Annotated in this window: 28 protein-coding genes; 18 read left to right on the forward strand and 10 right to left on the reverse strand. The window is 70.3% G+C overall.

All coding sequences use genetic code 11. The features are described from left to right. The 9 genes from R4Z63_RS20885 to R4Z63_RS20925 all read left to right on the forward strand — a co-directional run bounded on the left by R4Z63_RS20885 (position 1) and on the right by R4Z63_RS20925 (position 6,524). Positions 1-369 carry a TadE/TadG family type IV pilus assembly protein gene (locus R4Z63_RS20885; protein ID WP_037919323.1) on the forward strand — a complete coding sequence of 123 codons (369 nt, stop codon included), beginning with the start codon at positions 1-3 and terminating at the stop codon, positions 367-369. Further along, a complete protein-coding gene (locus R4Z63_RS20890) occupies positions 366-1,715 on the forward strand; it encodes a TadA family conjugal transfer-associated ATPase (RefSeq protein WP_384450896.1) in 1,350 nt (449 codons plus the stop codon). Before R4Z63_RS20885 ends, R4Z63_RS20890 begins: the two co-directional genes overlap by 4 nt. Next, positions 1,712-2,650, forward strand: coding sequence for a type II secretion system F family protein (locus R4Z63_RS20895; protein WP_037919328.1), 939 nt, complete (start codon positions 1,712-1,714; stop codon positions 2,648-2,650). Before R4Z63_RS20890 ends, R4Z63_RS20895 begins: the two co-directional genes overlap by 4 nt. 17 nt (positions 2,651-2,667) lie before the next feature. After that, a complete protein-coding gene (locus R4Z63_RS20900; RefSeq protein WP_384450899.1) occupies positions 2,668-3,561 on the forward strand; it encodes a DUF5936 domain-containing protein in 894 nt (297 codons plus the stop codon). Positions 3,562-3,564: 3 nt separating this feature from the next. Further along, a complete protein-coding gene (locus R4Z63_RS20905) occupies positions 3,565-4,251 on the forward strand; it encodes a response regulator (protein WP_384450902.1) in 687 nt (228 codons plus the stop codon). 110 nt (positions 4,252-4,361) lie between these two features. Next, positions 4,362-4,607, forward strand: coding sequence for a hypothetical protein (locus R4Z63_RS20910; protein ID WP_384450905.1), 246 nt, complete (start codon positions 4,362-4,364; stop codon positions 4,605-4,607). Then, the gene (locus R4Z63_RS20915; protein WP_037919336.1) at positions 4,607-5,263 is read left to right on the forward strand and encodes a pilus assembly protein TadG-related protein; all 657 of its coding nucleotides are present in this window, start codon (positions 4,607-4,609) and stop codon (positions 5,261-5,263) included. Before R4Z63_RS20910 ends, R4Z63_RS20915 begins: the two co-directional genes overlap by 1 nt. A 31-nt stretch (positions 5,264-5,294) precedes the next feature. Continuing rightward, positions 5,295-5,885, forward strand: coding sequence for a hypothetical protein (locus tag R4Z63_RS20920; protein WP_037919338.1), 591 nt, complete (start codon positions 5,295-5,297; stop codon positions 5,883-5,885). A gap of 3 nt (positions 5,886-5,888) precedes the next feature. Then, a complete protein-coding gene (locus R4Z63_RS20925; protein WP_384450909.1) occupies positions 5,889-6,524 on the forward strand; it encodes an OmpA family protein in 636 nt (211 codons plus the stop codon). Here R4Z63_RS20925 and R4Z63_RS20930 read toward each other — a convergent pair. Both R4Z63_RS20930 and R4Z63_RS20935 read right to left on the reverse strand, forming a co-directional pair. Then, positions 6,521-6,715 carry a hypothetical protein gene (locus R4Z63_RS20930; RefSeq protein ID WP_037919343.1) on the reverse strand — a complete coding sequence of 65 codons (195 nt, stop codon included), beginning with the start codon at positions 6,713-6,715 and terminating at the stop codon, positions 6,521-6,523. The genes R4Z63_RS20925 and R4Z63_RS20930 overlap by 4 nt on opposite strands. Positions 6,716-6,726: 11 nt before the next feature. Continuing rightward, the gene (locus R4Z63_RS20935) at positions 6,727-7,632 is read right to left on the reverse strand and encodes a helix-turn-helix domain-containing protein (RefSeq protein WP_384450912.1); all 906 of its coding nucleotides are present in this window, start codon (positions 7,630-7,632) and stop codon (positions 6,727-6,729) included. Between the two features lie 318 nt (positions 7,633-7,950). Here R4Z63_RS20935 and R4Z63_RS20940 point away from each other — a divergent pair, with 318 nt between their 5' ends. Continuing rightward, positions 7,951-8,346, forward strand: a complete 396-nt coding sequence (locus R4Z63_RS20940) for an ATP-binding protein (RefSeq protein WP_384450915.1) — start codon at positions 7,951-7,953, stop codon at positions 8,344-8,346. 52 nt (positions 8,347-8,398) lie between these two features. Continuing rightward, positions 8,399-8,710 (forward strand): hypothetical protein, encoded by a 312-nt coding sequence (locus R4Z63_RS20945; protein WP_384450918.1) that lies wholly within the window; start codon positions 8,399-8,401, stop codon positions 8,708-8,710. 280 nt (positions 8,711-8,990) lie between these two features. Here R4Z63_RS20945 and R4Z63_RS20950 read toward each other — a convergent pair whose 3' ends face one another. From R4Z63_RS20950 to R4Z63_RS20960, 3 genes are all read right to left on the reverse strand, one after another. Beyond that, a complete protein-coding gene (locus tag R4Z63_RS20950) occupies positions 8,991-9,524 on the reverse strand; it encodes a hypothetical protein (protein WP_384450921.1) in 534 nt (177 codons plus the stop codon). A 670-nt stretch (positions 9,525-10,194) separates the two neighbouring features. Next, positions 10,195-10,668 (reverse strand): carboxymuconolactone decarboxylase family protein, encoded by a 474-nt coding sequence (locus R4Z63_RS20955; RefSeq protein ID WP_384450924.1) that lies wholly within the window; start codon positions 10,666-10,668, stop codon positions 10,195-10,197. Positions 10,669-10,770: 102 nt separating this feature from the next. Next, positions 10,771-11,304 carry a TetR/AcrR family transcriptional regulator gene (locus R4Z63_RS20960; RefSeq protein ID WP_384450927.1) on the reverse strand — a complete coding sequence of 178 codons (534 nt, stop codon included), beginning with the start codon at positions 11,302-11,304 and terminating at the stop codon, positions 10,771-10,773. Positions 11,305-11,411: 107 nt separating this feature from the next. Here R4Z63_RS20960 and R4Z63_RS20965 point away from each other — a divergent pair, with 107 nt between their 5' ends. Together R4Z63_RS20965 and R4Z63_RS20970 are read left to right on the forward strand one after the other, a co-directional pair. Next, positions 11,412-11,822: a nuclear transport factor 2 family protein gene (locus R4Z63_RS20965; RefSeq protein ID WP_037919356.1), complete on the forward strand. Its 411-nt coding sequence runs from the start codon at positions 11,412-11,414 to the stop codon at positions 11,820-11,822. A 110-nt stretch (positions 11,823-11,932) separates the two neighbouring features. Further along, positions 11,933-12,760, forward strand: coding sequence for an alpha/beta fold hydrolase (locus R4Z63_RS20970; RefSeq protein WP_384450930.1), 828 nt, complete (start codon positions 11,933-11,935; stop codon positions 12,758-12,760). A 350-nt stretch (positions 12,761-13,110) separates the two neighbouring features. Here R4Z63_RS20970 and R4Z63_RS20975 read toward each other — a convergent pair whose 3' ends face one another. Continuing rightward, positions 13,111-13,692: a TetR/AcrR family transcriptional regulator gene (locus tag R4Z63_RS20975; RefSeq protein ID WP_384450933.1), complete on the reverse strand. Its 582-nt coding sequence runs from the start codon at positions 13,690-13,692 to the stop codon at positions 13,111-13,113. Between the two features lie 125 nt (positions 13,693-13,817). On the opposite strand from R4Z63_RS20975, the gene R4Z63_RS20980 reads away from it, so the two are divergent. From R4Z63_RS20980 to R4Z63_RS20995, 4 genes are all read left to right on the forward strand, one after another. After that, the gene (locus R4Z63_RS20980) at positions 13,818-15,416 is read left to right on the forward strand and encodes an MDR family MFS transporter (RefSeq protein ID WP_384450936.1); all 1,599 of its coding nucleotides are present in this window, start codon (positions 13,818-13,820) and stop codon (positions 15,414-15,416) included. Between the two features lie 257 nt (positions 15,417-15,673). Beyond that, positions 15,674-16,510, forward strand: a complete 837-nt coding sequence (locus R4Z63_RS20985; protein ID WP_384450939.1) for a polysaccharide deacetylase family protein — start codon at positions 15,674-15,676, stop codon at positions 16,508-16,510. Between the two features lie 129 nt (positions 16,511-16,639). Continuing rightward, positions 16,640-16,969, forward strand: a complete 330-nt coding sequence (locus R4Z63_RS20990) for a nuclear transport factor 2-like protein (RefSeq protein WP_037919365.1) — start codon at positions 16,640-16,642, stop codon at positions 16,967-16,969. A gap of 210 nt (positions 16,970-17,179) precedes the next feature. Continuing rightward, positions 17,180-17,806: a hypothetical protein gene (locus tag R4Z63_RS20995; RefSeq protein ID WP_037919367.1), complete on the forward strand. Its 627-nt coding sequence runs from the start codon at positions 17,180-17,182 to the stop codon at positions 17,804-17,806. A gap of 164 nt (positions 17,807-17,970) precedes the next feature. On the opposite strand, the gene R4Z63_RS21000 is transcribed toward R4Z63_RS20995, so the two are convergent. From R4Z63_RS21000 to R4Z63_RS21010, 3 genes are all read right to left on the reverse strand, one after another. After that, positions 17,971-19,257, reverse strand: coding sequence for an extracellular solute-binding protein (locus tag R4Z63_RS21000; protein WP_384450943.1), 1,287 nt, complete (start codon positions 19,255-19,257; stop codon positions 17,971-17,973). A gap of 297 nt (positions 19,258-19,554) precedes the next feature. Continuing rightward, complete coding sequence (locus R4Z63_RS21005; protein ID WP_384450946.1) at positions 19,555-20,172, reverse strand: SMI1/KNR4 family protein; 618 nt, start codon at positions 20,170-20,172, stop codon at positions 19,555-19,557. A gap of 59 nt (positions 20,173-20,231) precedes the next feature. Beyond that, positions 20,232-20,588: a DUF192 domain-containing protein gene (locus R4Z63_RS21010; RefSeq protein ID WP_037919974.1), complete on the reverse strand. Its 357-nt coding sequence runs from the start codon at positions 20,586-20,588 to the stop codon at positions 20,232-20,234. Between the two features lie 35 nt (positions 20,589-20,623). Here R4Z63_RS21010 and R4Z63_RS21015 point away from each other — a divergent pair, with 35 nt between their 5' ends. Then, positions 20,624-21,394 (forward strand): prepilin peptidase, encoded by a 771-nt coding sequence (locus R4Z63_RS21015; RefSeq protein ID WP_384450949.1) that lies wholly within the window; start codon positions 20,624-20,626, stop codon positions 21,392-21,394. Positions 21,395-21,536: 142 nt separating this feature from the next. Here the strand turns inward: R4Z63_RS21015 and mgrA are convergent, their stop codons facing one another. Then, positions 21,537-22,574 (reverse strand): L-glyceraldehyde 3-phosphate reductase, encoded by a 1,038-nt coding sequence (mgrA, locus tag R4Z63_RS21020; RefSeq protein ID WP_384450952.1) that lies wholly within the window; start codon positions 22,572-22,574, stop codon positions 21,537-21,539. Positions 22,575-22,664 lie beyond the last annotated feature (90 nt).

The following is a 22,664-nucleotide window of genomic DNA, read 5'->3' on the forward strand; positions in this document are numbered from 1 at the left end:
ATGAGGCCGCGCAACCGGTCGGACCGGGGCCAAGTGGCCCTGGAGTACATCGGCTTCCTACCGATCCTGCTGTTCGTCGCGCTGTGCGGGATCCAGCTGGGCTGGGTCGCGTACGTCCACGAGCAGGCGGACACGGCCGCCCGCACCGCCGCCCGCGTCGAGGCCCGGCACCCGGGCCGGGGCGAGGCGGCGGGGGTGGCGGCCGTCAGGGAGGGGCTCGGCGCGCGCGTCGTCGTGAGCAGGACGGCCGACGCCGTCACCGCGGTCGCCACCATCCGCGTCAACTCGATCATCCCCGGCCTGGACCCCGACGAGGCCAGGGCCACAGCCGTCATGCCCAACGACGACCCCGAGGTGACCGGACCATGAGCCTGCGTTCCCGGGTCAGCACGCCCGACGACCGCCACAGCCCGCGCGAGGACGGCCGGCTGGTCTCCTCCTACCGCGCCAAGCTGCTGGAGGAGATCGACCTCGCCGAGATGTCCGCGCTGGCCCCCGCCGAGCGCCGGGCGCGCCTGGAACGCGTCCTCGGGCACATCATCAGCCGCGAGGGCCCCGTCCTGTCCACCGCCGAGCGCACGCAACTCATCCGCCGCGTCGTCGACGAGGCACTCGGGCTCGGCGTGCTGGAACCGCTCCTCGAAGACCCCTCCATCTCCGAGATCATGGTCAACGGACCCGACCAGATCTTCGTCGAGCGGGCCGGCCGGGTCGAGCAGCTCCCCCTCCGGTTCGCCTCGCACGAGCAGCTCATGCAGACCATCGAGCGCATCGTCTCGACCGTCAACCGCCGCGTCGACGAGGCCAATCCGATGGTCGACGCGCGCCTGCCCAGCGGCGAGCGCGTCAACGTCATCATCCCGCCGCTCTCCCTGACCGGCGCCACCCTCACCATCCGCCGCTTCCCGCGCGCCTTCACCCTGCACGAGATGATCGCCCTCGGCTCCCTCGACGAGCAGATGCTCCTGCTGCTGTCCGGCCTGGTCCAGGCGAAGATGAACGTGATCGTCTCCGGAGCCACCGGCACCGGCAAGACCACCCTCCTCAACGCCCTCTCCGGCCTGATCCCGGAGGGCGAGCGCATCATCACCATCGAGGACTCCGCGGAGCTCCAGCTCCAGCAGGCCCACGTCATCCGTCTGGAATCCCGCCCGGCGAACGTGGAGGGCAAGGGCCAGATCACCATCCGCGACCTCGTGCGCAACTCCCTGCGCATGCGCCCCGACCGCATCATCGTCGGCGAGGTTCGCGGCGGCGAGACCCTCGACATGCTCCAGGCCATGTCCACCGGCCACGACGGCTCACTGGCCACCGTCCACGCCAACAGCTCCTCCGACGCCCTGACGCGCCTACAGACCCTGGCCTCCATGTCGGAGGTCGAGATCCCCTTCGAGGCCCTCCAGGACCAGATCAACAGTGCCGTCAACGTCATCGTCCAGCTGACCCGCTTCGGCGACGGCTCGCGCCGCATCACCGAGATCTCCCTCCTCGATTCCACCGGCCGCGAACCTTTCCGGATCACCACGGTCTGCCGGTTCGCCGCCCAGCCCATGGGGCCGGACGGGCGCGTCCACGGCTTCTTCGAGTACTACCCGCTGCCCCGCCGCATCGCCGAACGCCTCTACATGAACAACCAGCCCGTCCCGCAGGCCTTCGGCGTCGCGCTGCCCGACGACCCCCTCACCACGCCGCACATCACACGGACCGCCCTGTGAACCCACTGATCCTCCTCACCCTCGGCATCACGCTGCTGGCCTGCGTCCTCGCGGTCGCCGGCCTCCAGGCCTACGCGGCCGGCCGCGCCCAGCACGCCGCCCTCGTCGAACGCCTCTCGGCGAGCGGCGCTCCCGAGCCGCTCGGCCGGGTGCGCCGCTTCCGGAAGATCGACCGCAGACTGCGCAGGACGGCGTTCGGCCGCCGGATCGAGCAGAAGCTTGCGACCACCGGCCTCGACCTCACGCCCGGCGAGTTCTTCGTCTACATGCTCGCCTCGATCGCGGGCGTCTGGCTCATCGCCTCGTCCCTCCTCGCCCCGTTCTTCGGACCGGTGGCCGGACTGATCGGCATCTGGGCGGCGAACGCCTTCCTTGGCTGGCAGCGGGCGCGGCGTACGGAGCGCTTCATCAACCAGCTCCCCGACCTGGCCCGCATCCTCGCCAACGCCACCCAGGCCGGGCTGGCCCTGCGTACCGCCATCGGCATCGCGGCGGAGGAACTGGAGGCGCCGGCGGGCGAGGAACTCGCGCGGGTCGCCGACCGCCTCGCCGTGGGCCACTCCATCGAGGAGTCGCTGGGAGAGCTCACCGAGCGCCTGCCGTCGCGGGAGCTCGTCGTCCTCGTCTCCACCCTCGTCCTGTCGGCCCGCGCCGGCGGCGCGATCGTGGACAGCCTGCGCAACCTGACGGTGACGCTGGAGCAGCGTAAGGAGACCCGTCGCGAGATCCGCACCCAGTTGTCCCAGGTCACGGTCACGGCCTACCTGGTGCCGGCCATCGGGCTCGGCTCGCTGCTCCTCGTCGACATGATGATGCCGGGCGCGCTGGACCGCATGACGGGCGCCTTCCTCGGGCAGACGGCCGTCCTCGTCGCCCTCGGCCTCTTCGCGCTGGGCTTCGTCCTCATCCGCCGCCTGTCGAAGATCGACGTGTGAGGGGGGCGGACGGGACCATGACCGGACTTCTCCTCGCACTCGCCACGGCCCTCTCGGTGTTCGGCGCCCTCCACGGCATCCGCCTCTACCGGGCGGACGTCAAGCTCCCCACCGACCTCGCGCTGGCCCTGGAGGTCGGTGCCACCCGTACGACGGCGGTCGGATCGCTGGTCGACCGCCTCGGCATCCGCTGGGCGCCGCTCGTCCTGCGTGCGATGGGCGCGACCCGGGTGGCCCGCAAGCGCCGGCAGATCGACATGGCGGGCAATCCGGCCGGCCTGACCATCGACCGGTACGCGGCCCGGCGAGCGGTGTACGGGGCCCTGGGGGCCGTCGGAGCCTTCGCCATGCTGGTCAACGGCCAACTGGTCGCGGCCCTGCTGATGGTGGCCTTCGGCCTGTTCTGGATCGAGGTCGGCCTGTGGTCGGCCATCCGGGTCCGCCGCGATCACATCGAGCGGACCCTGCCCGACTTCCTCGACGTCCTCGCCGTGGTGGTGAGCGCGGGGCTGGGCTTCCGACAGGCACTGGACCGGGTGGCGGGCAAGTACGAGGGGCCGTGGGCGGACGAGATCCGCATCACCCTCCAGCAGATGGACATGGGTGTGAGCCGGCGCCAGGCCTTCGACGAGCTGCGGCGGCGCAACGACAGCGAACAGGTCGCGCAGTTCGTGACGGCCCTCCAACAGGGCGAGGAACTGGGTTCCCCGATCGTCGAGACGCTGATCGCGATCGCCGAGGACATGCGCCGCACGGACGCCCAGAACGCCCGCCGCCGGGCCGCGCGGGCGGTACCCAAGGCCACGTTCGCGGTGACGATGTTCATGCTGCCGGGCACGCTCATCCTGCTCGTGTGCGGATTCGTCTACGGCGCGAACGTCGACTTCGGCGCACTGTTCGGGGGTGGCTGAACCATGGCGCGGCTGAGCGTGCTCATCGCCGACGGGAACCCGGTCATCAGGGCGGGCCTCGCGGCCATCCTGGGCGCGGTCACGGACATCGAGGTGACCGCCCAGGCCGAGGACGGCCGCGAGGCCCTGAGCCTGACCCGCAGGCACGCCCCGGACGTGGTCCTGCTGGACGTCCGGATGCCGGGGGTGGACGGGATCTCGGCGCTACCGCACCTGGTGCAGCTGGCGCCCGTACTGATGCTCACGTACAGCAGGGAAGCCGACATCGTCCGCGAGGCCCTGCTGCTGGGCGCCGGCGGCTACCTGGTTCACGGCGAGTTCACGGCCGAGGACCTGCTCAGAGCCGTCCGCGACGCCCCCCTGGGCCGCCCCCACTTCACCCCGACGGCGGCGAGCGCCTTGCTGAACGAGCTCAGGACCCCTTCGCATCCGCAACGCGATGTGGCACAGTCGTCGGATCGGATGCACAACTCTGTTGTCTTCGGGCTGAGTTCCCGGGAGGTGGAGATCATGGACCTGATCGCGTCCGGGATGAGCAACCAGCAGATCGCCGCCGCCTGCTTCATCAGTGAGAAGACGGTCAAGAACCACATCAACCGCATCTTCGCGAAGCTCGGGAGCGCGACGCGCAGCGAGGCGATAGCCCGCTGGCTGGGAACCGCCCGTCCAGGAGTGACCGGTCATGGGTAGACGGAGTGCGCAGTGGGTCCGTAATTGGGTCCCGGGACCCTTGGTAACGGCTGGTGACTCGCCGTACCGTCCGCAGATCGACACCGGTACCGGCCCGGGAGGGAACCCCCATGTCACAGAACATGCTGCTGAAGGCCGCCGTGGAGGCGCGGATCAGGGTGAACGGGTGGACGGACACGGCCGTGACGAGGCTCCGCAGGCGCCACGCCCAACAGGACCGCGGCCAGACCGCCTTCGAGTACCTCGGGATCATCCTGGTGGTCATCGTGATCGTCGGGGCGATCGTGGGCTCGGGTGTCGGTTCGGAGATCACCAAGCGGATCAAGCAGGCGGTGACCGACATCAAAGCCGGCTAATGGCCACCCGCGGCACGTATGGGCGTGACCGAGGGCAGGCCTTTCCCATCTACGTGGTGGTCGTGGCGGGGCTGCTCTTCGCCGCGCTCGCGTTCTTCGCGGTGGGCCAGGCGTCGGTCAGGCGCAGTGACGCCCAAGGCGCTGCGGATGCAGCGGCTTTGGCGGCCGGGCGTGAGGCCCGAGACAAGGTTCTCCTCGGCCTCGATCTTCCGTCGGTGGATGCCGGTGTCTGGAAAAAGATCGTCGATGGGCGGTTCTTCAAAGTCGGCGAAGCCTGCGCAGCGGCAGAGGCCTTCGCGGCTAAGAACGATGCGAAGGCCACATGCGCGGCCGCCCTCCCGCGGTTCACCGTCACGGTGGAGACGAACGGAACCGTGGGGGATTCGGTGGTTCCCGGTACCAACGGCATGCATGCGACGGCGAAGGCCACGGCCCTGATCGAGCCGAGGTGCCACTTGGCGAGCGTCGCCAGCCCGAGCCCCACCCCGACCCCTACTTCCACCGCGCCGTCAGGTGGTGCATCGCCCTCTCCCACGCCGAACGCTGCTGCGGTGACATTCACTTGTGGTGGGGAGATGGTCAAGCTCGACCCGTCGAAGCCGGGTTCGCTCAAGGCATTGACCAGAAAGCTGTTCAGCGTGCGACTCGTCGGCTGACAGGGATCGAGAGACAAGGAAGCATTCATAGATGAGCATTCGGCGCATGGTGAGGGTCCGTGGGGGGATGGCCGTTGCGGGTGCGGCGGTCATGGCCGTTACGTTGGCCGGGTGCGGTGGTGGCGGTGACGGCAAGTCGGGTGAACCTCAGAAGCCCGCGGCTGCCCCGTCCCAGGGGACGGCCTCCCAGAACACGACACCGAGCAAGGGGCAGAGCTCGGAGCCGACCGAAGTCGTCGCCACGCTGACCGGACAGGCCGGCATGGCGTTGGAGATCAACTCTGTGCAGCGCGATCCGGGCGGCTTCCTCACCGTATCCGGGCAGCTGAAGAACACGGGGAGCCAGTCCTACAAGGACACGGTTGCCTGGCGCGGCATCGAACTCAAGGGGACCGGAGAGTCGGTCGCCGGTGCGACGCTGGTCGACAAGGCGGGTAAGAAGCGCTATTACGTGCTTCGGGACACGGAGTCCAGGTGCCTGTGCACGACGGGCGTCTCCAGCGTCGACGCCGGCCAGGTGATCCCGTTCTTCGCCCAGTTCCCGGCACCGCCGAGCTCTACCAGCGAGGTGGAATTCAGCCTCCCGACCTTTGCCACGGCCACCGTCAAAATCTCTGGGTGACCCATGACCACACGCCATCGCGCAGCAGCCGCCACCACAGTCTCTGCACTCGTCATCGCCGGAGGGTCCGTCATCGGGGCCGGCTCCGCACACGCCGACGACGTGAAGCCCTCCGTGCCCCCCGGCACGGAGCCGTCCGCCGCCGCGCCCGTGGCGATCGACTCCAACGCGCCCGGGCTGAAGATCCCGCAGGGCGGGACCCTGGCCCCGGTCAAGGTGCTCGACATCGCCGAGGTCGTCGAAGACCTCGGCGGGGAGCAGCGGCGGCAGGAGACCAACGAGACCGTCATGATGGCGCTGCAGTCCGAGGTGCTGTTCCCCGAGGACAGCGCCGTGTTCAACGCGCAGGCGGCCGCACGGATCCAGGCCATCGGGAACGAGATCAACCAGTCCAAGGCGACCCGCATCCGGGTCTTCGGCTTCACCGACGACCAAGGCAGCTACGAGCACGGCAAGGTGCTGTCGAAGAAGCGGGCCGATGCCGTGCACGACGAGTTGGCCAAGACCGTGACGAACCCGAGCGTCGTCTTCGACGTACGCGGGTACAGCGAGGACTACCCGATCGCCGACAACAGCACCGAAGAGGGCCGCAAGAAGAACCGCCGCGTGGAGATCACCTTCCCGCGGGGCGCGAGTTAGTCGAGCAGGTGGTCGGCCCGACCCGCCTTGATGTCCCGGATCAGGGCCTGGAGGGCCGCTCTGCTGTCGGTCAGCGGCCGGTCCTCCTGGCCGGCCACCGCTATGTAGCTGTTGCCGTCCCCGTCCACCCCTATCCGATAGCAGGCGTTTCCCTCACCGCAGTACGGTGCTTCCCACCGGATGTCCGGCATGGCGACCCCTCTCACAGTTCCTTGCTGATGTCTCGGATGAGATCACGCGAAGCTTCGGGGCTGAGCGTGTGATCGGACATCCAGGCCAGATGGCTGCGGTACTTGGCCAGTTGCTCCGCACCGTGCAGGAACTCCGGGCCGTGGGCCGAGTCGAGTTGCGCCGTGTCGAGCTGCGGGACCGATTCCTCGGCGTAGAACAGAGGGTGCCCCGCTCCCGGGAAGGCTCCTTGAGAGACGGGGATGACCCTGATGGTGATGTGCTCCGCCGTGCTTCGCTCGCAGATCCGATCGAGCTGGCGCTTCGACACCTGTCGGCCGCCGAACTGCATACGCAGTGCCGCCTCGTGCACATATCCGGTGTATCGAACCGGATCTCGGCGGTCAAGGACGACCTGTCGCTCTTGGCGGTGGGCCACGCGCAGCTCCACGTCCAAGCGGGAGAGTTGCGGTAGCACCGCGTTGAAGACGGCCCTGGAGTATTCCTCGGTCTGGAGCAGTCCGGGTACGTGAACCGCTTGCACCGTGTGCATCCGTGTGGCGTGCCACTCCAGCTCTGCGATGTCCAGGAAGCCCGGTGCGAGCCGCTCGCGGTACTGATCCCACCACCCTCGCCGGCGACGCTGGGCCATGCCGAGCAGCGCGTCGATGTAAGGCTCGTCGGTACAGCCGTAGCTGGTGACCAGGGTGCGCAACCGCTCGGCGCTCAAGGTCCGGGCGCCCGCCTCAATGCTGGGAATCTTTCCGCGGTCCATGCCGACGAGTGAGGCCGCGAGTTCGGCGGACACGCCCGCGTTCAAGCGCATCCGGCGTAGCTCTGCTCCCAGTCGGGCCCGGCGATATGACGGCAGCGTCCTCGGTGGCATGTGGGAAGTCTGCACTCCGGCCCGCATGTGGTCCATTTCGGGAGCAGGCATCATGAATTTTGTGGTGCAGGCACCACTTCACAGTCTTACTGTGGGTGATGCACCGCTTACGCAAGGCGAGTTGAAGTGCATCGCCCGGCCCTGCCCGGGGGACGAGCCACGCCCGCCGCCCATGCCGCCTGTGAACGGTCCTCGTGAGCCCCTGTGCGCGTCGAGCCTCCGAAGCCGAACCGTCTGTGCCCACCGACGACTTGGGAGCCGAAGTTGCTCACCCCGTACCCCCACTCGTACACCGCCGCATCCGCCTGCCCGGTCGCACCGGATCCCGGGACTGCCGGTCAGGCAGCCCTCGCGGAGGGGTTGTCGTGCAGCATGACCCTGCCCGCCTCGCCCCGCTCAGCCGGGATCGCCCGGCAGGCCGTACGGGCGGCCCTGCACGCCTACGCCCTCGACCCCCTCGCAGCGACAGCCGTACAGGCCGCCTCGGAACTCCTCGGCTCGGCCTGGCGGATGGACCCGTACGGGGAGCTGTACCTGTCCGTCCGCTACCGCGACGACGAGCTGCGCGTCATCGTCTACGACGCGCACCCCACCCACACCCACCCCCGGCTTGCCGCGCTCTGTGAGGCCCGCCGCCGCGCCACGCTCCGGGTGTTCTCGGCACTGGTGCGCGACCACGGCGGCGACTGGGGCCTCGGGCCGTCCCGGGAACCCGGCGGTGGGACCCGTACCTGGGCGACGCTGCCCCACCGGCTGCCGAACGGGTGAGGGAGGTCGTTTCTCCGGCCGGCTCGGCGCAGCCGTGGGCCACGCTGGTGTGATGCGCCTTCGCCACACCATCACCACCTTCCTCGGGGCTCTCGCGCTCGTCGGTACGCTGCCGGCCCCCGCCGGGGCCGCTGTGGGCACGTTCAGCTACGTTTCGCCGGAGTACGGCGACTTCGACATCACCGACCCTGTCGGCTCGGAGTGCTTCCTCCTGCTCCACGGCGCGACCAGTGCGGTCAACGGCACGAACAGCACAGCCACCCTGTACGCGGACCGCGGCTGCGAGGAGCCGCCGAGCACCCTGGACCCCGGTGCGGCCCGTGGCTTCGCCGAGCCCGTCCCACACAGCGTGAGCTTCGCCTAGCCCGGTAGCCCGGTAGCCCGTCACGGGCGGCCGCGCAGGGTTCCGACGAACACTTCGAGGACGAACGAATGGATCAGCGCGTCGGTGATCATGTCGCCGACGCGCATCCACGCGGACCGACCGCTTCCCCGGACCCCACGGGACTTCCCCGGACACGTGCACGCACAGAAGCGCCGACAGCGTGCAGATGGCGTGTCGCACCCCTGTCGGCCCGGGGAGGAAACAGGCTCGGCGTCGCCACGCCGATGAGGCTCTTCCGGGCGTTCGGTACACCTGACGATCAGGCGGGGTCCAGGTCGCGGAAGCGCTTGAAGGACTCCGAGCCGCTGGCGCCCTTCTTCCACTCGACGGTCAGGGTGTCGCCGTTCTGGCTGAGATTGCCGACCCGGTCCTTGTCCGGGACCCGGACGCCGTCCTGGCTGCACAGCAGTCCGACCTCCAGGAAGTCGCCGCTCTCGTCCTTCTGCCAACGCCCCTTGCATTCGAACCCGGAGGAGCCGTCGCCGAGGATCGCGTTGATCCGGGCAGGCTCGTCGAGGTACGCGTCGCCGAGGGCCAGTATCGTAGGGCCGGAGGTCTTCCACACGGCCTGGAGGCCGGTCCCGGTGGGCTTGGGGGCGAGTGGGGTGGCGGGGGTCTCCGACCTCTCGGGCGGTGGCTGGATGGTCGGGGCCTTCTCGCTGGGGTTCGTGCTGGGCGCCGAGGCGCTCGGGCTCGCCTTGGCCTCGGTCGACCCGGTGTCGTCGCCGCCCCGGCCGACCGCGAACCACACCCCGCCGGCCACCACGACGAGAACCACCACAGCGGCCGTCACGATGAGTCCGGTCTGCCGCTTCCCCGGCCCCGGCCCCGGCGGCTGCCCAGGCGAACCGGGAAGGGGGTGCGGTGGCGGGTAACCGCCGTACGGCGAGCCCGGCTGGACATACGGGTTCCCGGCCCCGGGCGTACCGGGCTGCGGCGCCTGCGGCTGTCCGTAACCCGACTGCGGTGCCTGCGGCTGTCCGTAACCCGACTGCGGTGCCTGCGGCTGTCCGTAACCCGGCTGCGGCGCCTGAGGGGGTCCGTAACCGGGCTGCGGCGGTACGGCCGGAGGGAACGGTGGAGGCGGCGGCGCGCCGAACGGCTGCTGTGGCGACGACCAGGGGTGCTGCGGCTGCTCGCCGGACGGTTGGGTCACGTGGTTCCTTCCCAAGGCCGACCACTTGTCGGTACGTCATCTCTTTCTACCAGCCACCCACCCGGCCCCCGCATACGGCCCCTGCGGCGCACGAACCACGTACCGGGCCTGCGTACACGGCACATTGGACGTCCAGCCGTGCCCGGCGCGCCCGGCAGCGGAAGGGCTGCGCCGCGAGTCCCCGGACCTTGGCCGGAGGCCTGTCGTGAGTACGCGCGCCCCGTCCGGGACCGGCTCGGCCCCACCCACCCGAGCGGCCGGGGCGGGACCGGGCCGGGGGTGGCCGGGCCGGATCGGGCGCTCGCGATCAGCCGAACTGGCCAGGCTGGTAGTCACCCGGCGGCTGCTGGGCGATCACGTTCATCCGGTTGTAGGCGTTGACCAGTGCGATGAGGGACACCAGCGCGGCCAGCTGGTCCTCGTCGTGGTGCTTGGCGGCGTTCGCCCACGCCTCGTCCGTGACCCCGCCGGCCGCGTCGGCGATGCGCGTGCCCTGCTCGGTCAGCTCCAGGGTGGCCCGCTGGGCGTCGGTGAACACCTTCGCCTCGCGCCAGGCCGCCACCAGGTGCAGGCGCTGCGCGCTCTCCCCGGCGTGTGCGGCGTCCTTGGTGTGCATGTCGGTGCAGAAGCCGCAGCCGTTGATCTGGCTCGCCCGGATCTTCATCAACTCCCGGGTGACCGCCAGAAGGGGCGAGTCAGAGACGACCTTGCCGCCGGAGTTGATGCACCTCGCGAACCTGGTGGTGACGGCGGTTCCGTAGAGGTCGAGTCGAGAGTCCATGGTGGTCTCCTGGTCTGCGTGCCGTGTCGGCGGCCGCACAGCACTGACGGATCCCACCGGGCGCATGTGACGGCCCCCAGTGAGGTGTGTGAGTGACCTGCGTCACTGTTGCTGTCGCAGGAGGACCTCCGCGACCTCGCGTGCCCTGTGGGCCGGTTCCGGGCCGGGGTTCAGGCCGGCCACCGTCGTCGCACCCTCGACCAGGATCAGCAGTTGGTCGGCGAGCGCGGGCGGGGCTCCGACCGGGGCCAATTCGGCCAGGAGGGCGTGGAGCCCGGCCTTGTGGACGCGGACGACCTCCGGCGCGGCCGCGCCGAGCTCCCCGTACGCGTTGAGGAACGCGCAGCCCCGGAAGTCCGGCTCGGAGAACCACCGCGCCAGCCAGTCGAAGACGGCGGGGACCGGTTCGGCGGCGTTCGTCGCCGCCTCGCGCAGGGCGGCGATCCAGCGGCGGTCGCGCCGTTCCAGATAGGCCGCGACCAGGGCTTCCTTTGCAGGGTAGAGCCGGTAGAGGCGCTTGAGGGGCACGCCGGATCCGGCGCGGATGCGGTCCATGCCCACCGCCTGGATGCCGTGGCGGTAGAACAGCTCTTCCGCCGTGTCCAGCAGCCGGGTCCGGGCCTCTTCGTCGTCCATGAAGGCAGGGTAGCCCGGTTTGCCTTGCGGGGAGAACGGTCGTTCTCGTAGGGTCGGAGTTCCGGAGAACGTACGTTCTCTGCTTCGTGAGCTCGGAAGGATGCACCATGAGCCGCCCGCCCCTGCCGCCCTTCACCGACGAGTCCGCCCGCGCCAAGGTCCAGGCCGCCGAGGACGCCTGGAACAGTCGTGACCCCGAGCGCGTCGCCCTCGCCTACACCGAGGACTCCGTCTGGCGCAACCGCGACCGCTTCCTGACCGGCCGCGACGAGATCCGCGCCTTCCTCGCCGACAAGTGGGAGCGCGAGCTCGACTATCGACTGCGCAAGGAGCTGTGGTCCCATACCGGCAACCGCATCTCCGTCCGCTTCGAGTACGAGTGGCACGACACCTCCGGCCAGTGGTGGCGCAGCCACGGCAACGAGCAGTGGGAGTTCGACGAGGACGGCCTCATGCGCCGCCGCGAGGCGAGCATCAACGACGTCCCGATCGCCTCCGAGGATCGCCGGATCCTCTGACGGGCACCGCCTGCGGATGCGTGAACGCCGTCCGCGCAGGGCTGGCGTCTGAGAAGATGATCAAGCTTCCGCGGGGGAGGCCGGCAGGACACCGGGCAGGGGGAACAGGCGTGGCGCGGACTCGGGTGAACGACATCGAGCTCTTCTACGAAGTCGAGGGCGAAGGGGAACCGCTCGTCCTGGTCCACGGCTCCTGGACCGACCACCACAGCTGGCACGCCGTGCTGCCGCACCTCACCCGCGCCCACCGCGTGCTCGTCTACGACCGCCGCGGCCACAGCCGGAGCGAGCGCCCGCCGGGCCAGGGCACCCGGGCCCAGGACGAGGACGACCTCGCCGCGCTCATCGAGATGGTCGGCGCCCCCGTCCACGTGGCCGCGAGTTCCTTCGGCGGGTCGGTCGCACTCGGGCTCGCGGCCCGGCGTCCCGAACTGCTGCGCAGCCTCGCCGTCCACGAGCCACCCCTGACCGCCGTCGTGGCCGGCGATCCGGAGCTGGACCGGTTGATGCGGGAGGCGCAGCCCCCCATCGACGCCGTCATGGCGGACATACGTGCGGGTGACCCCGAGGCCGGTGCGCGCCGGTTCGTCGAGGAGGTCGTGTTCGGCTCGGGCGCGTGGGACGGGATGCCCGAACCCGCCCGGCGGACGTTCGTCACCAACGCCCCCACCGCCGCCGATGAGCAGGGGGACCCGGACGGGAACGCCGTCGACCTCGCCGGACTGTCCGGATACCCGGGCCCGGTGATGCTGAGCAAGGGCACCGACAGCCCGCCATGGTTCGGGGCGATCGTCGACCGACTGGCGCGGGTGATCCCCGGGGCGCAGGTGCGGACCCTGCACGGCGAGGGCCACGTTCCCCACCTCACCGCCCCGCAGCGCTACGCCGACAACCTCCTGGGCTTCATCGCCTCGACCGGCTCCGCGCCCCGGCCTTGACCCTGCGGCGTCCGGGCGCCACCGAATCGGGGGGATCGAGTCCCTGGAAGATTCCCCTGGAATGCTCGACGCACTGTGGAATTCCGTCCGCCTCGGCGTTGCCGCCCGGTCTGCCGTGGTGGGTACGTCCACGCACCTGCGGTTGAGCGGTCTCCGGCGGCGGCCCCGCCCGTAGCACGGCTCGCCTGTGCGCAGGGGGTCTGCAGGCGGGCAGTGCGCCGAGCGGCCGGCGGGCCGAGTCCGCTCCGCCCTGCCTCAACCGGTCCCGGCTCCCGGTTCGTCCGCGTGCGCCGTCGGCCCGGCGCGCCGCTCAGGGGTGCTGCCCCGAGGGGGCTGTGGCCGTCGGCGCGTCACGTGTCCTCGTGGTGCGCCTGCGTGATGAGGTCGGTGGCGACCTCCAGGGCGGCCAGGCGGGTTTCCTCCGGGTCGCCCTCGACGTGCTGGAGGAACATCATCCCGGCGTGCAGCGTGAACAGGGCGCTGACGCAGCGCACCTGGTCCGTCAGCGGGCCGTCCTCCGTGCGCAGCAGTTCCACCAGGCGGTACAGCCGCTTCTTCACGGTCTCGCCGATGCTCAGTTCGCGCATCGTGGCCTGGTTCTCCTGCATGAAGCGGTACAGCGCGGCGCCCGCCGCCATCGCCTCGCTGTAGCGGCGCAGCACCTCGCGTTTGGTCTCCAGGGTGCGCGGCTGCTGTTCCGCCCACTTGATCAGCTCGTCGATGGGACGCGTGACGTCGTCGAAGAGGCTGATGATGATGTCTTCCTTGGTCTTGAAGTGGTAGTAGAGCGCCGCCTTCGTGACCTCCAGCTGCTCTGCGATCTCGCGCAGCGACGTCTTCTCGTACCCCTGCTCGACGAAGAGCTCCAGTGCGACGTCCTGGATGCGCTGGCGCGTGTCGCCACGACGGCGCTGGGGACTGCTGCTGGACATGACTCTCCTCGGTTACTTACTTGACGCCCGGCAAGTGACGGGTCTACCGTCCCCAGTGTAGTCAACTAGCCGGTCGGCAAGTAAGTGCCGTTCCGGCAGGTGGTGCCCAGGGGAGTGGACAGGAAATGGTGGAGACAAGCAAGCCCGCGCAGGCCTCGCAGGAGGTGAAGCCACGCAGCGTGCGGGTCGTCCTCATGGCCCTCATGATCGCAATGTTGCTGGCGATGCTCGACAACATGATCATTGGAACGGCGATGCCCACCATCGTCGGCGAGCTCGGCGGCCTGGAGCACTTGTCCTGGGTGGTGACCGCGTACACCCTGGCCACGGCCGCCTCCACCCCCATCTGGGGGAAGGTCGGCGACATGTACGGGCGGAAGGGCTCCTTCCTCACCTCGATCGTCATCTTTCTGATCGGCTCGGCGCTCAGCGGCATGGCCCAGGACATGGGCCAGCTCATCGGCTTCCGTGCGATCCAGGGCCTGGGCGCCGGTGGTCTGATGGTGGGCGTCATGGCGATCATCGGCGACCTGATCCCGCCCCGCGAGCGCGGCAAGTACCAGGGCATGATGGCCGGCGTGATGGCCTTCGCCATGATCGGCGGCCCGCTCGTCGGCGGCACCATCACCGACCACATGGGCTGGCGCTGGTCCTTCTACATCAACCTGCCCCTCGGTGCCGTGGCCCTGGCGATGGTGACGGCCGTACTGCACCTGCCCCGGCAGGCCGAGCGGCAGCGCCCGAAGATCGACTACCTCGGCGCCGCGCTGCTGACCCTCGCGATCACCTCCACCGTGCTCGTCACCACGTGGGGCGGGACCGAGTACGACTGGGCGTCCACCCAGATCGTCGGCCTCATCGTCGTCGGCGTGCTGTCGACCGCCGCGTTCCTCTACGTGGAGACCAGGGCGGCCGAGCCGGTCATGCCGCTGCACATTTTCCGCAGCCGCAACTTCACCCTCATGTCCGTGATCGGCTTCCTGGTCGGCTTCGCCATGTTCGGCGGCGTCCTCTACCTCCCGCTCTTCCAGCAGTCGGTCCAGGGCGCCTCCGCCACCAACTCGGGCCTGCTCCTCCTGCCCATGCTGCTCTCGATGATGGTCGTCTCGCTGATCTCCGGGCGCATCACCACCAACAGCGGCAGGTACAAGGTCTTCCCGATCGCCGGCGGCGCGCTCATGGTCGTCGGCATGTTCCTCCTCGCCACCATGGACACCGGCACCACCCGCCTCGTCTCCGGCCTCTACATGGCCATCCTCGGCGCAGGGCTCGGCTTCCTGATGCAGATCACCATGCTGGTCGCACAGAACAGCGTCGACATGAAGGACATGGGCGTCGCGTCGTCGTCGGCCACCCTCTTCCGTACGCTCGGCGGCTCCTTCGGCGTGGCCCTGATGGGCTCCCTCTTCACCTCCCGGGTCACGGACACCATGTTCGAGCGCCTGGGCCCGGAGGCCGCCGGAGCCGCGGGCTCGGCCCAGTTGGACGCGGCGAGCCTGGCCCGGCTGCCGGAGGCGGTACGGGAGGCCTACCAGTACGCGGTAGCCGCCGGCACGCACTCCGCGTTCCTGCTCGGCGCGGCCGTCGCCGTACTGGGCTTCCTGGCGGCCTGGTTCGTCAAGGAGGTCCCGCTCCGGGGTGCCGGTCCGGCCTCCACCGATGCCGGGTCCGCCCCGGCCGATGCCAAGTCCGCCCCCGCGACCCAGGAGTCGCTGGCGCACTGACCCCGCCGCGCACGAACCCGGCCCCGTCGGACGTACCTGTCCGGCGGGGCCGGGCGTTTTCTGCCGTGTCCGTCCGGGAAGGAACGGCGGGTGATCAAGGGGCGGAGTCCCATCGGTCCTATAGGCCCCATCAGTCCCAACCATCCTGTCGGTTCCGGTACGGGGAATTTAAGGACGATTCGACTGGAACTCCCGTACGGGTACGGGCGTCCTGATCCACGGAACGCTCGCGCGGCGGACGGGGGAGTGGACGGTTCATGGGTGTCTCGACGTACACGAACAAGAAGGGTGTCCGGGCCGGAGCGGTCGTCGTCGTGTCGGCCGCGGTCGCGGCGGCGACGGTCTGGGGAGTGTCGACCTTCGCGGAGCCGGGCAGCGCCGGCGCGGCCACCCGGCGGAACGCGGCCCTGCCGGGCGGGAACGACGACCCCGGCCACGGCCGGGCGGGCCGGCCGGGGGCGCGACAGCCGATACCCGAGGGCATAGCCCACGCCTCGGAGAACGGCGACACCGCCGTCAACATCACCATCGACGACGGCCCCGACCCCCGCTGGACCCCCCACGTGCTCGACGTACTGCACAAGTACGGAGTCAGGGCGACCTTCTGCATGGTCGGACCCCAGGCCAAGGCTCATCCCGACCTCGTCAAGAGGGTGGTCGCCGACGGCCACCGGCTCTGCGACCACACCATGGACCACGACACGGCCATGGACCAAAAGCCCGCCGACTACCAGGAACGGCAGATCCTGGACGCGAAGAAGCTCATCGAAGAGGCCGCGGGCAACGGCGCGAAGGTCGAGTACTACCGGGCCCCGGGCGGCGCGTTCACCCCCGAGAGCCGCCGCATCGCCGCCGCGAACGGGATGCGCCCGCTCGGTTGGAACGTGGACACCAAGGACTTCCAGAAGCCGGGCGCGGACGCCATCGTCGACGCCGTCAAACGTGAGATCGGCAACGGCCCGACCGTCCTCTTCCACGACGGCGGCGGCCACCGCGCCCAAACCGTCGAGGCCCTCGACCGGGTGCTGGCCTGGCTCGCGGACCAGGGCCGGCCGACCGGCTTCCCGGTCCGCACCACCCCCGACACCCCGTGATCCGTCGCCCGCCCGGAGGCCCCTGACACGCCGTCCGCCGCGCGAACGGGTGAGGGTAGACGACGCGGACCCGACCGCGTTGTTACCTGTTCGGGCACGGACGAACGTACGCCCGACCAGGAGGCTCCTGTGGCCATCGCCCCCGGCAAACTGTCCGACCCCGTGGTCGGCGCCCTCGTCACCGCCGTCAACGCGCACGACAAGGACGCCTTCCTGAAGCTGCTGACCGCCGACGCCACCATGTCCGACGACGGATCGGACCGCGACCTCCACGCGTGGGTCGACCGGGAGATCTTCGACTCCAGGGGGCACATGGACGTCGTGTCCGAGTCCGACGAGGGCCGCTCCCTCGTCGTCGACTACCGCAATGACACCTGGGGCGAGATGCGGACCGCCTGGCGCTTCACCATCGCCCCCGGCGGCGGCCGCATCAGCCGCTTCGAAACCGGCCAGGCCTGATCCACAACGGCCGGGCCCGATCCGCGCCCCCTGGCCCGTTCCGCGCCCCCGGGGGCCGGTTCACGCCCGCTGGAGCCGGTCGCCGGGCCCCGGTACGTGCGGCCCGCACCGAAGCCGATCATCGGACAGTGCGGCGGCCCGGCGACTCCCGTACGGGTGAAAGGGCGGGCGGCCTCGTTCCGGCGCGCGCCGGGGCCCGTTGGTCCGGGCATGAAGCGCACCCGCACCGCCGCTCTCGCCCTCGCCACCGCCGCCGCGGCCCTCGCCCCGACCCTCGTCCAGCAGGCCACCGCCGCGGAGGCGGCGGTCTACCTGCAGGACCCGGCAGGCGGCGAGAAGACCATGAAGTCGATGTGGACCGACGACGAAATGCACAAGGTGGAGGGGCAGTTCCGCTTCCATCCCGGCGTGCGCTACAAGACCGTCACCCGCCCCGGCCACTCGGCCGCCCCGGACTACGAGCGCAAGGTCGGCGACCCCAGCACGCTGGCGTGGGAGCCCGCGTACGAGTTCGCCTGGGCGGTGTCGGACTCGACCGTGGTGAAGAAGGCGGTGACGGTCAAGGAGGGCCGGCACCCGATCGTCGTGCACGCCGTCCTGCGCCGCGCGGACCGCTCGGTGGTGGCGGAAGTGCGCAAGGAACTGGCCGGGAAGCCGGCGACCGGCCGCGAGAAGGTGGCGGGAGGCAAGCGGATCGCGTGCGACACCGGCGCGTACACGGTGGAGTGGTCGCTCACCCGCTCGGGCTACGGGACGCTCCACGGCTCCCTGCGCTGGAACTCCAGCTGCGAGCAGTACCGGACGGCGTTCTCCCAGGACCACGGGAAGCAGCGCTGAGCTCCCGTCGGGGCCGGCCGCCCCGCGCACCTCGTGAGTGCTCGGCGGGCGACGGGGCCGCGGCCCCTGATCGGGACCGTAGTGGCCATGGTGCCGCATGATGCGGTCCACGTCCCGGGTCGAAGGTCCCGTGTCGTGCGGGACTTCGGGGAGGCGCGGGGCCTTCAGTGCTTCTTGGAGGCCTGTGAGGCCTGCGCGGCGATGTCCTCCAGGACGCCCTTCGGGTTGCCGTCCGGCTCCACGGCGCGTCCGATGTTGCGCTTGATGGTGTCGCTGACCGTCACCCAGGACGGGTCGTTGACCGGGTAGAGCTGGGCGCCGCGCAGTGCGTTGAGGAACTGCTGGTCGTTCTCGGCGATTCCGCCGCCCGCCGGGGTGCGCGAGGCGGTCACGGTGGAAGGCAGCAGGTGGTAGCGGCTGGCGAAGTCCGACAGGTTCTTGTCCTGGTAGACGAAGTCCAGGAACCTGCCGATCTCCGCGCGCTTGCCGTTCTGCCGGAAGGCCATCATCCAGTCGGCCACGCCGACGGTCGGCGGGGTCTCCCCGACGCCGAGGTCGTCCGAGACGGGCATGGTGGTGGTGGCGACGCTGATGCCCTTGGCGCGCGCCTCGTGGGCGAGCGAGGGATAGCCGTTGAGCATGCCGACCTCGCCGCGGGTGAAGGCGGCGAAGGCATCGGCCCGATTGAGCCGGGACGGCGACGTGGCACCCGTGTAGCCGGTCGCGACCATGTTCTCCTTGACCCATTTCCAGGTCTCGACGTTCTTGTCGGAGGCCAGGCTGTAGTTGCCGCTGCTGTCGGCGTAGCCGCCGCCGTTGCTGAGCTCCCAGATCAGCGCCTCGGCGTGGGCCTCCTCGGGCCCCAGCGGCAGGGCGTACGGGTACGTCACCCCCTTCTCCTTGAGCGCCTTGGCGGCGGCCTTGAGGTCGGACCAGGTCTTGGGGGCCCCCTTGACGCCGGCCTTGGCGAACAGCGCCTCGTTGTAGAAGAGGAGGCGGCTGCTCGCCACGAAGGGCAGGCCGTAGAGGGTGTTGCCCACCGAACCGGCGTCGGCCAGCGGCTGGAGGAAATTCGCCTCGGCGGTGACCGAGAGGAGTTCGTCCGCGGGATAGAGCTCCCCCCGGGCGGCGAAGTCGGAGTACGAGCCCATGAGCGCGATGTCCGGCGCCTTGCCGGTCTTGACCATGCGGGATACTTCGCGGTCGATGTCGGCCCAGGGCAGGAGCTTGACCTCGACCTTGATTCCCGGATTCTCCTCGGTGAAATCAGCGGTCACCTTGTCCCAGAAGGGCTTGGAACTGGTAGCCGGACTGTCACCGTATTCGGCGGCGATCAGCTGAAGCGTCCCTCCGTCACCTGCCCCGTTTGTGCCGCCGCCGCATCCGGCCAGCGGTATCAGCAGGCCGAGCACGGTCGCGGTGGCGGTCGTGCCGAAAATTCTCCGTCGCACGGAAGTATTCCCCTGAATTTCTTTTGTGTCTGGTTGCTGCTTATGAGTTGCTCCGAGCCGGCTGATCCCTCGATGGCCCGTTGGCCGGAATTCTCTCCTGTGGGGCGGGGGTTTTTTCCAGGGGGGTCGTACTTGTGGTGAATGCTCCAACCGAATCTTTTCCGGCTGGTGTTTTCCGATATGAGGTCGGCGCGGTGGACGCGCGTAGACATGAGGAAAAGCCCGTTTCCCCTCGGGAAACGGGTCGGAGGGTCGGAGGGTCGGAGGGTCGGCGGGCGGAGGTGGCGGGGCGCCCGGTCAGTCGGTGAATTCGCCCGCGTACGGGTCGGGCTCGCCCGTCTCCGGGTTGCGGCCCTCCTGCCAGCGGCGCTGCGCCTTGCGCCAGTGCACGAAGCTCAGGTGGCCGCCGTCCCAGAAGGTGATGCTGACCGGGCTCACGTCGAACTCGTCGGAGCAGAGGCGGTGGAGGAACTCGGCCATGCCGTACGGGTACACGGCGAAGGAGTCCGCGGTGTGTCGACCGCACACCAGGACCGGCCAGCGGTCCGGATCGGGGTCGGTGGTCAGCCAGCACAGGATGTCCGAGCCGCCCGTGACGCCCCAGGCGATGATCGACTCCGGATCCACGCCGAAGGCCGAACGGCCACCCTCGGCCACCCACATCTGCCGGGCGTTCGCCGTCTCCTCGGCCATCTCGGCCGGATCCCACTGCAGCCCGGGTGTGGGCATCGGCAGCAGGATGCTCGCCTCGCCGTTGATGGAGCCGGCGCCGAACCGGCCCATGAACGCGATGAAGTCCGACGGGAACCGGATCCCCCAGGCCGCCTCGGCGGCGGGCCAGTCGACGTCCTCGTCGGCGCCGTGCGTCGCCGGCATGATCTGCTCCAGCGCCTTGATCCGCGCGTTCTCCGTCATGCCGCTCCCCTACTGCCCCAGCTCAACCGCCCCAACCTACTGCCGGCGGCGAGCTCGGCCTAGGCGGTGTCCACGTCCAGCGTGGTCCCGGCCGCCAGGCCCCATCCGGCCATGGCGCCGGCTGCTGCCTCCAGGACGTGCCGGGCGCGCAGCCGCGGCAGTCCGAGTCGGCCGGGAGCCATGGTGACCACGGCGAGCACGCGCAGGTTCCGGTCCAGGTACGCCACGTCGATCGGGAACCGCATCCGGAAGGTGTGCACGCTCGCCGCGGGGGTCAGCAGCATCGCTCCGTCGATCCCGTCTCGGCCGAGCAGCCCGCGCGTCCTCGCCCGGTAGGAGGCGGCGATCTCCAGTGGGATCGGTGCGGAGCCCGCCGCGACCCGCAGCGCGGCGGGCCCGTCATGCCAGTGCGCCATGGCGGCCACCCTAGGGGACCGCCTACCTTCGCCGGATGGGTGTGGTCGTGATCGTTCTCGCCGCCGGGTATGGCGTGGCCGCCGGGCTGCTGCTGCCGCGTGCGGCCTACCGGCTGTCCGTGGACCCCGGTGACCCGTGGCGGGAGAACTGCCCTCGGGGGCACCGGCTGCGCGGCTGGCTCGGCCCGGCCCGCTGCCGCCCGGCCCGTGCAGAGCCGTCCGGGCCGCCCGGCCCGGGGGGCGTGTCGGGGCCGGCGCACGCGTACGGGCCGCGGTCCGTGCTTCCGGCCGTCCTCGCCGGCGGGGTCTGCGCCCTGATCGCGGCGGCCGTGGGGGTGCGTCCCGAGGCGGCGGTGTACGCGGGACTGGCCCCGGTCCTGGTCCTGCTCGCCCTCGTCGACCGGGCCGTGCACCGGCTGCCCGACGTACTGACCCTGCCGCTTGCGGTGGGGGCGGCCGCCCTGCTCGGAATCGCCGTCCTGCTGCCCGGCGCGGCCGGGTCCTGGCGGCTGGCGCTGCTCGGCGGGGGCGCGCTCGGGGCCGCGTACCTCGTGCTCCATCTGGTCAACCCCGCCGGCATGGGTTTCGGTGACGTCAAGCTGGCGCTCTCGCTGGGGGTCGCTCTTGGGTGGTACGGGTGGGGGGTATGGGCGTCCGGGGCCTTCCTGGGCCTCCTCTACGGCGCGCTGTACGGCCTGACGCTGCTCCTGCGCGGCTCCGCCACCCGTGACCAGGGCTTCGCCTTCGGGCCCTTCATGGCGGCCGGGGCGCTCACCGGACTGCTGCTGGGTGGTTTCGGAGCGTAGTCATGGCGTGCCGATGCACGCAGCATGCTTTACGAAGGGTTATGGTGGAACCCCCCCCTCGGGCCGGTCCGTATCCCCCCCACGGACCGGCCCGTTTTTTGTCCACCCGTTCCCCGCGCGGGTGTTGGGGCGACTTCGCAGGTCAGCCGCGCTGGGCCCAGATGTTCGTGCCGGGGGTGGACACCGCGAAGGAGTCGATCTCCTTCAGTTCCTCCCCGGAGAGCGGCGGGCCGGCCAGGGCGGCCACGTTCTGCTCCAGCTGACGGACGCTCGACGCGCCGATCAGGGCCGAGGTCATCCGCTCGTCGCGCAGCACCCAGGTGAGCGCGAGCTGGGCCAGGGACTGGCCGCGGCGGGCCGCGATCTCGTTCAGGCCGGCCAGCCGGCGCAGCACGTCCTCCGAGAGCAGGTCGGGGTTGAGCGACGTGCCCTGGGCGGCGCGGGAGTCGGCCGGGATTCCCTTGAGGTACTTGTCCGTCAGCAGGCCCTGCGCCAGCGGCGCGAAGGAGATGCACCCCATGCCGGCGTCCTCCAGGGTGTCCAGCAGGCCGTCCTCCTCCGTCCAGCGGTTGATCATGGAGTAGGACGGCTGGTGGATGAGCGGGCGTACGCCCATGTCGCGCAGGATCCGCACGGCCTCGGCGGTCTGCCCGGCCGTGTAGGAGGAGACGCCGACGTAGAGGGCCTTGCCCTGCCGGACCGCGGACGCGAGGGCGCCCATGGTCTCCTCGAGCGGGGTGTGCGGGTCGAAGCGGTGCGAGTAGAAGACGTCAACGTAGTCGACGCCCATCCGCTTCAGCGAGGCGTCGAGCGAGCTGAGCAGGTACTTGCGGCTGCCCCACTCGCCGTACGGCCCGGGGTGCATCAGGTAGCCGGCCTTGGTCGACAGGATCAGCTCGTCGCGGTAGGGCGCGAAGTCCTGCGCAAAGATCTTGCCGAAGTTCAGCTCGGCCGATCCGGGCGGCGGGCCGTAGTTGTTGGCCAGGTCGAAGTGGGTGACGCCGAGGTCGAAGGCGCGCCGCAGGATCGCCCGCTGGGACTCCAGGGACCGGTCGTCGCCGAAGTTGTGCCAGAGGCCGAGGGAGATGGCGGGGAGCTTGAGGCCGCTGCGGCCGGTGCGCCGGTACTCCATGGCGTCGTAGCGCGAGGGCTCTGCCCGATAGGGATTGGTATCAGTCACGTTGTCCTCCCTATCACGGAGTTGTGACAGACCGAGTTGGGTACCCGATCCCGCCGCGCAGTAATGTGGCGGCCTCGGGGGAGGGACCGC

The sequence above is a fragment of the Streptomyces sp. PL-29 genome (assembly GCF_058344425.1).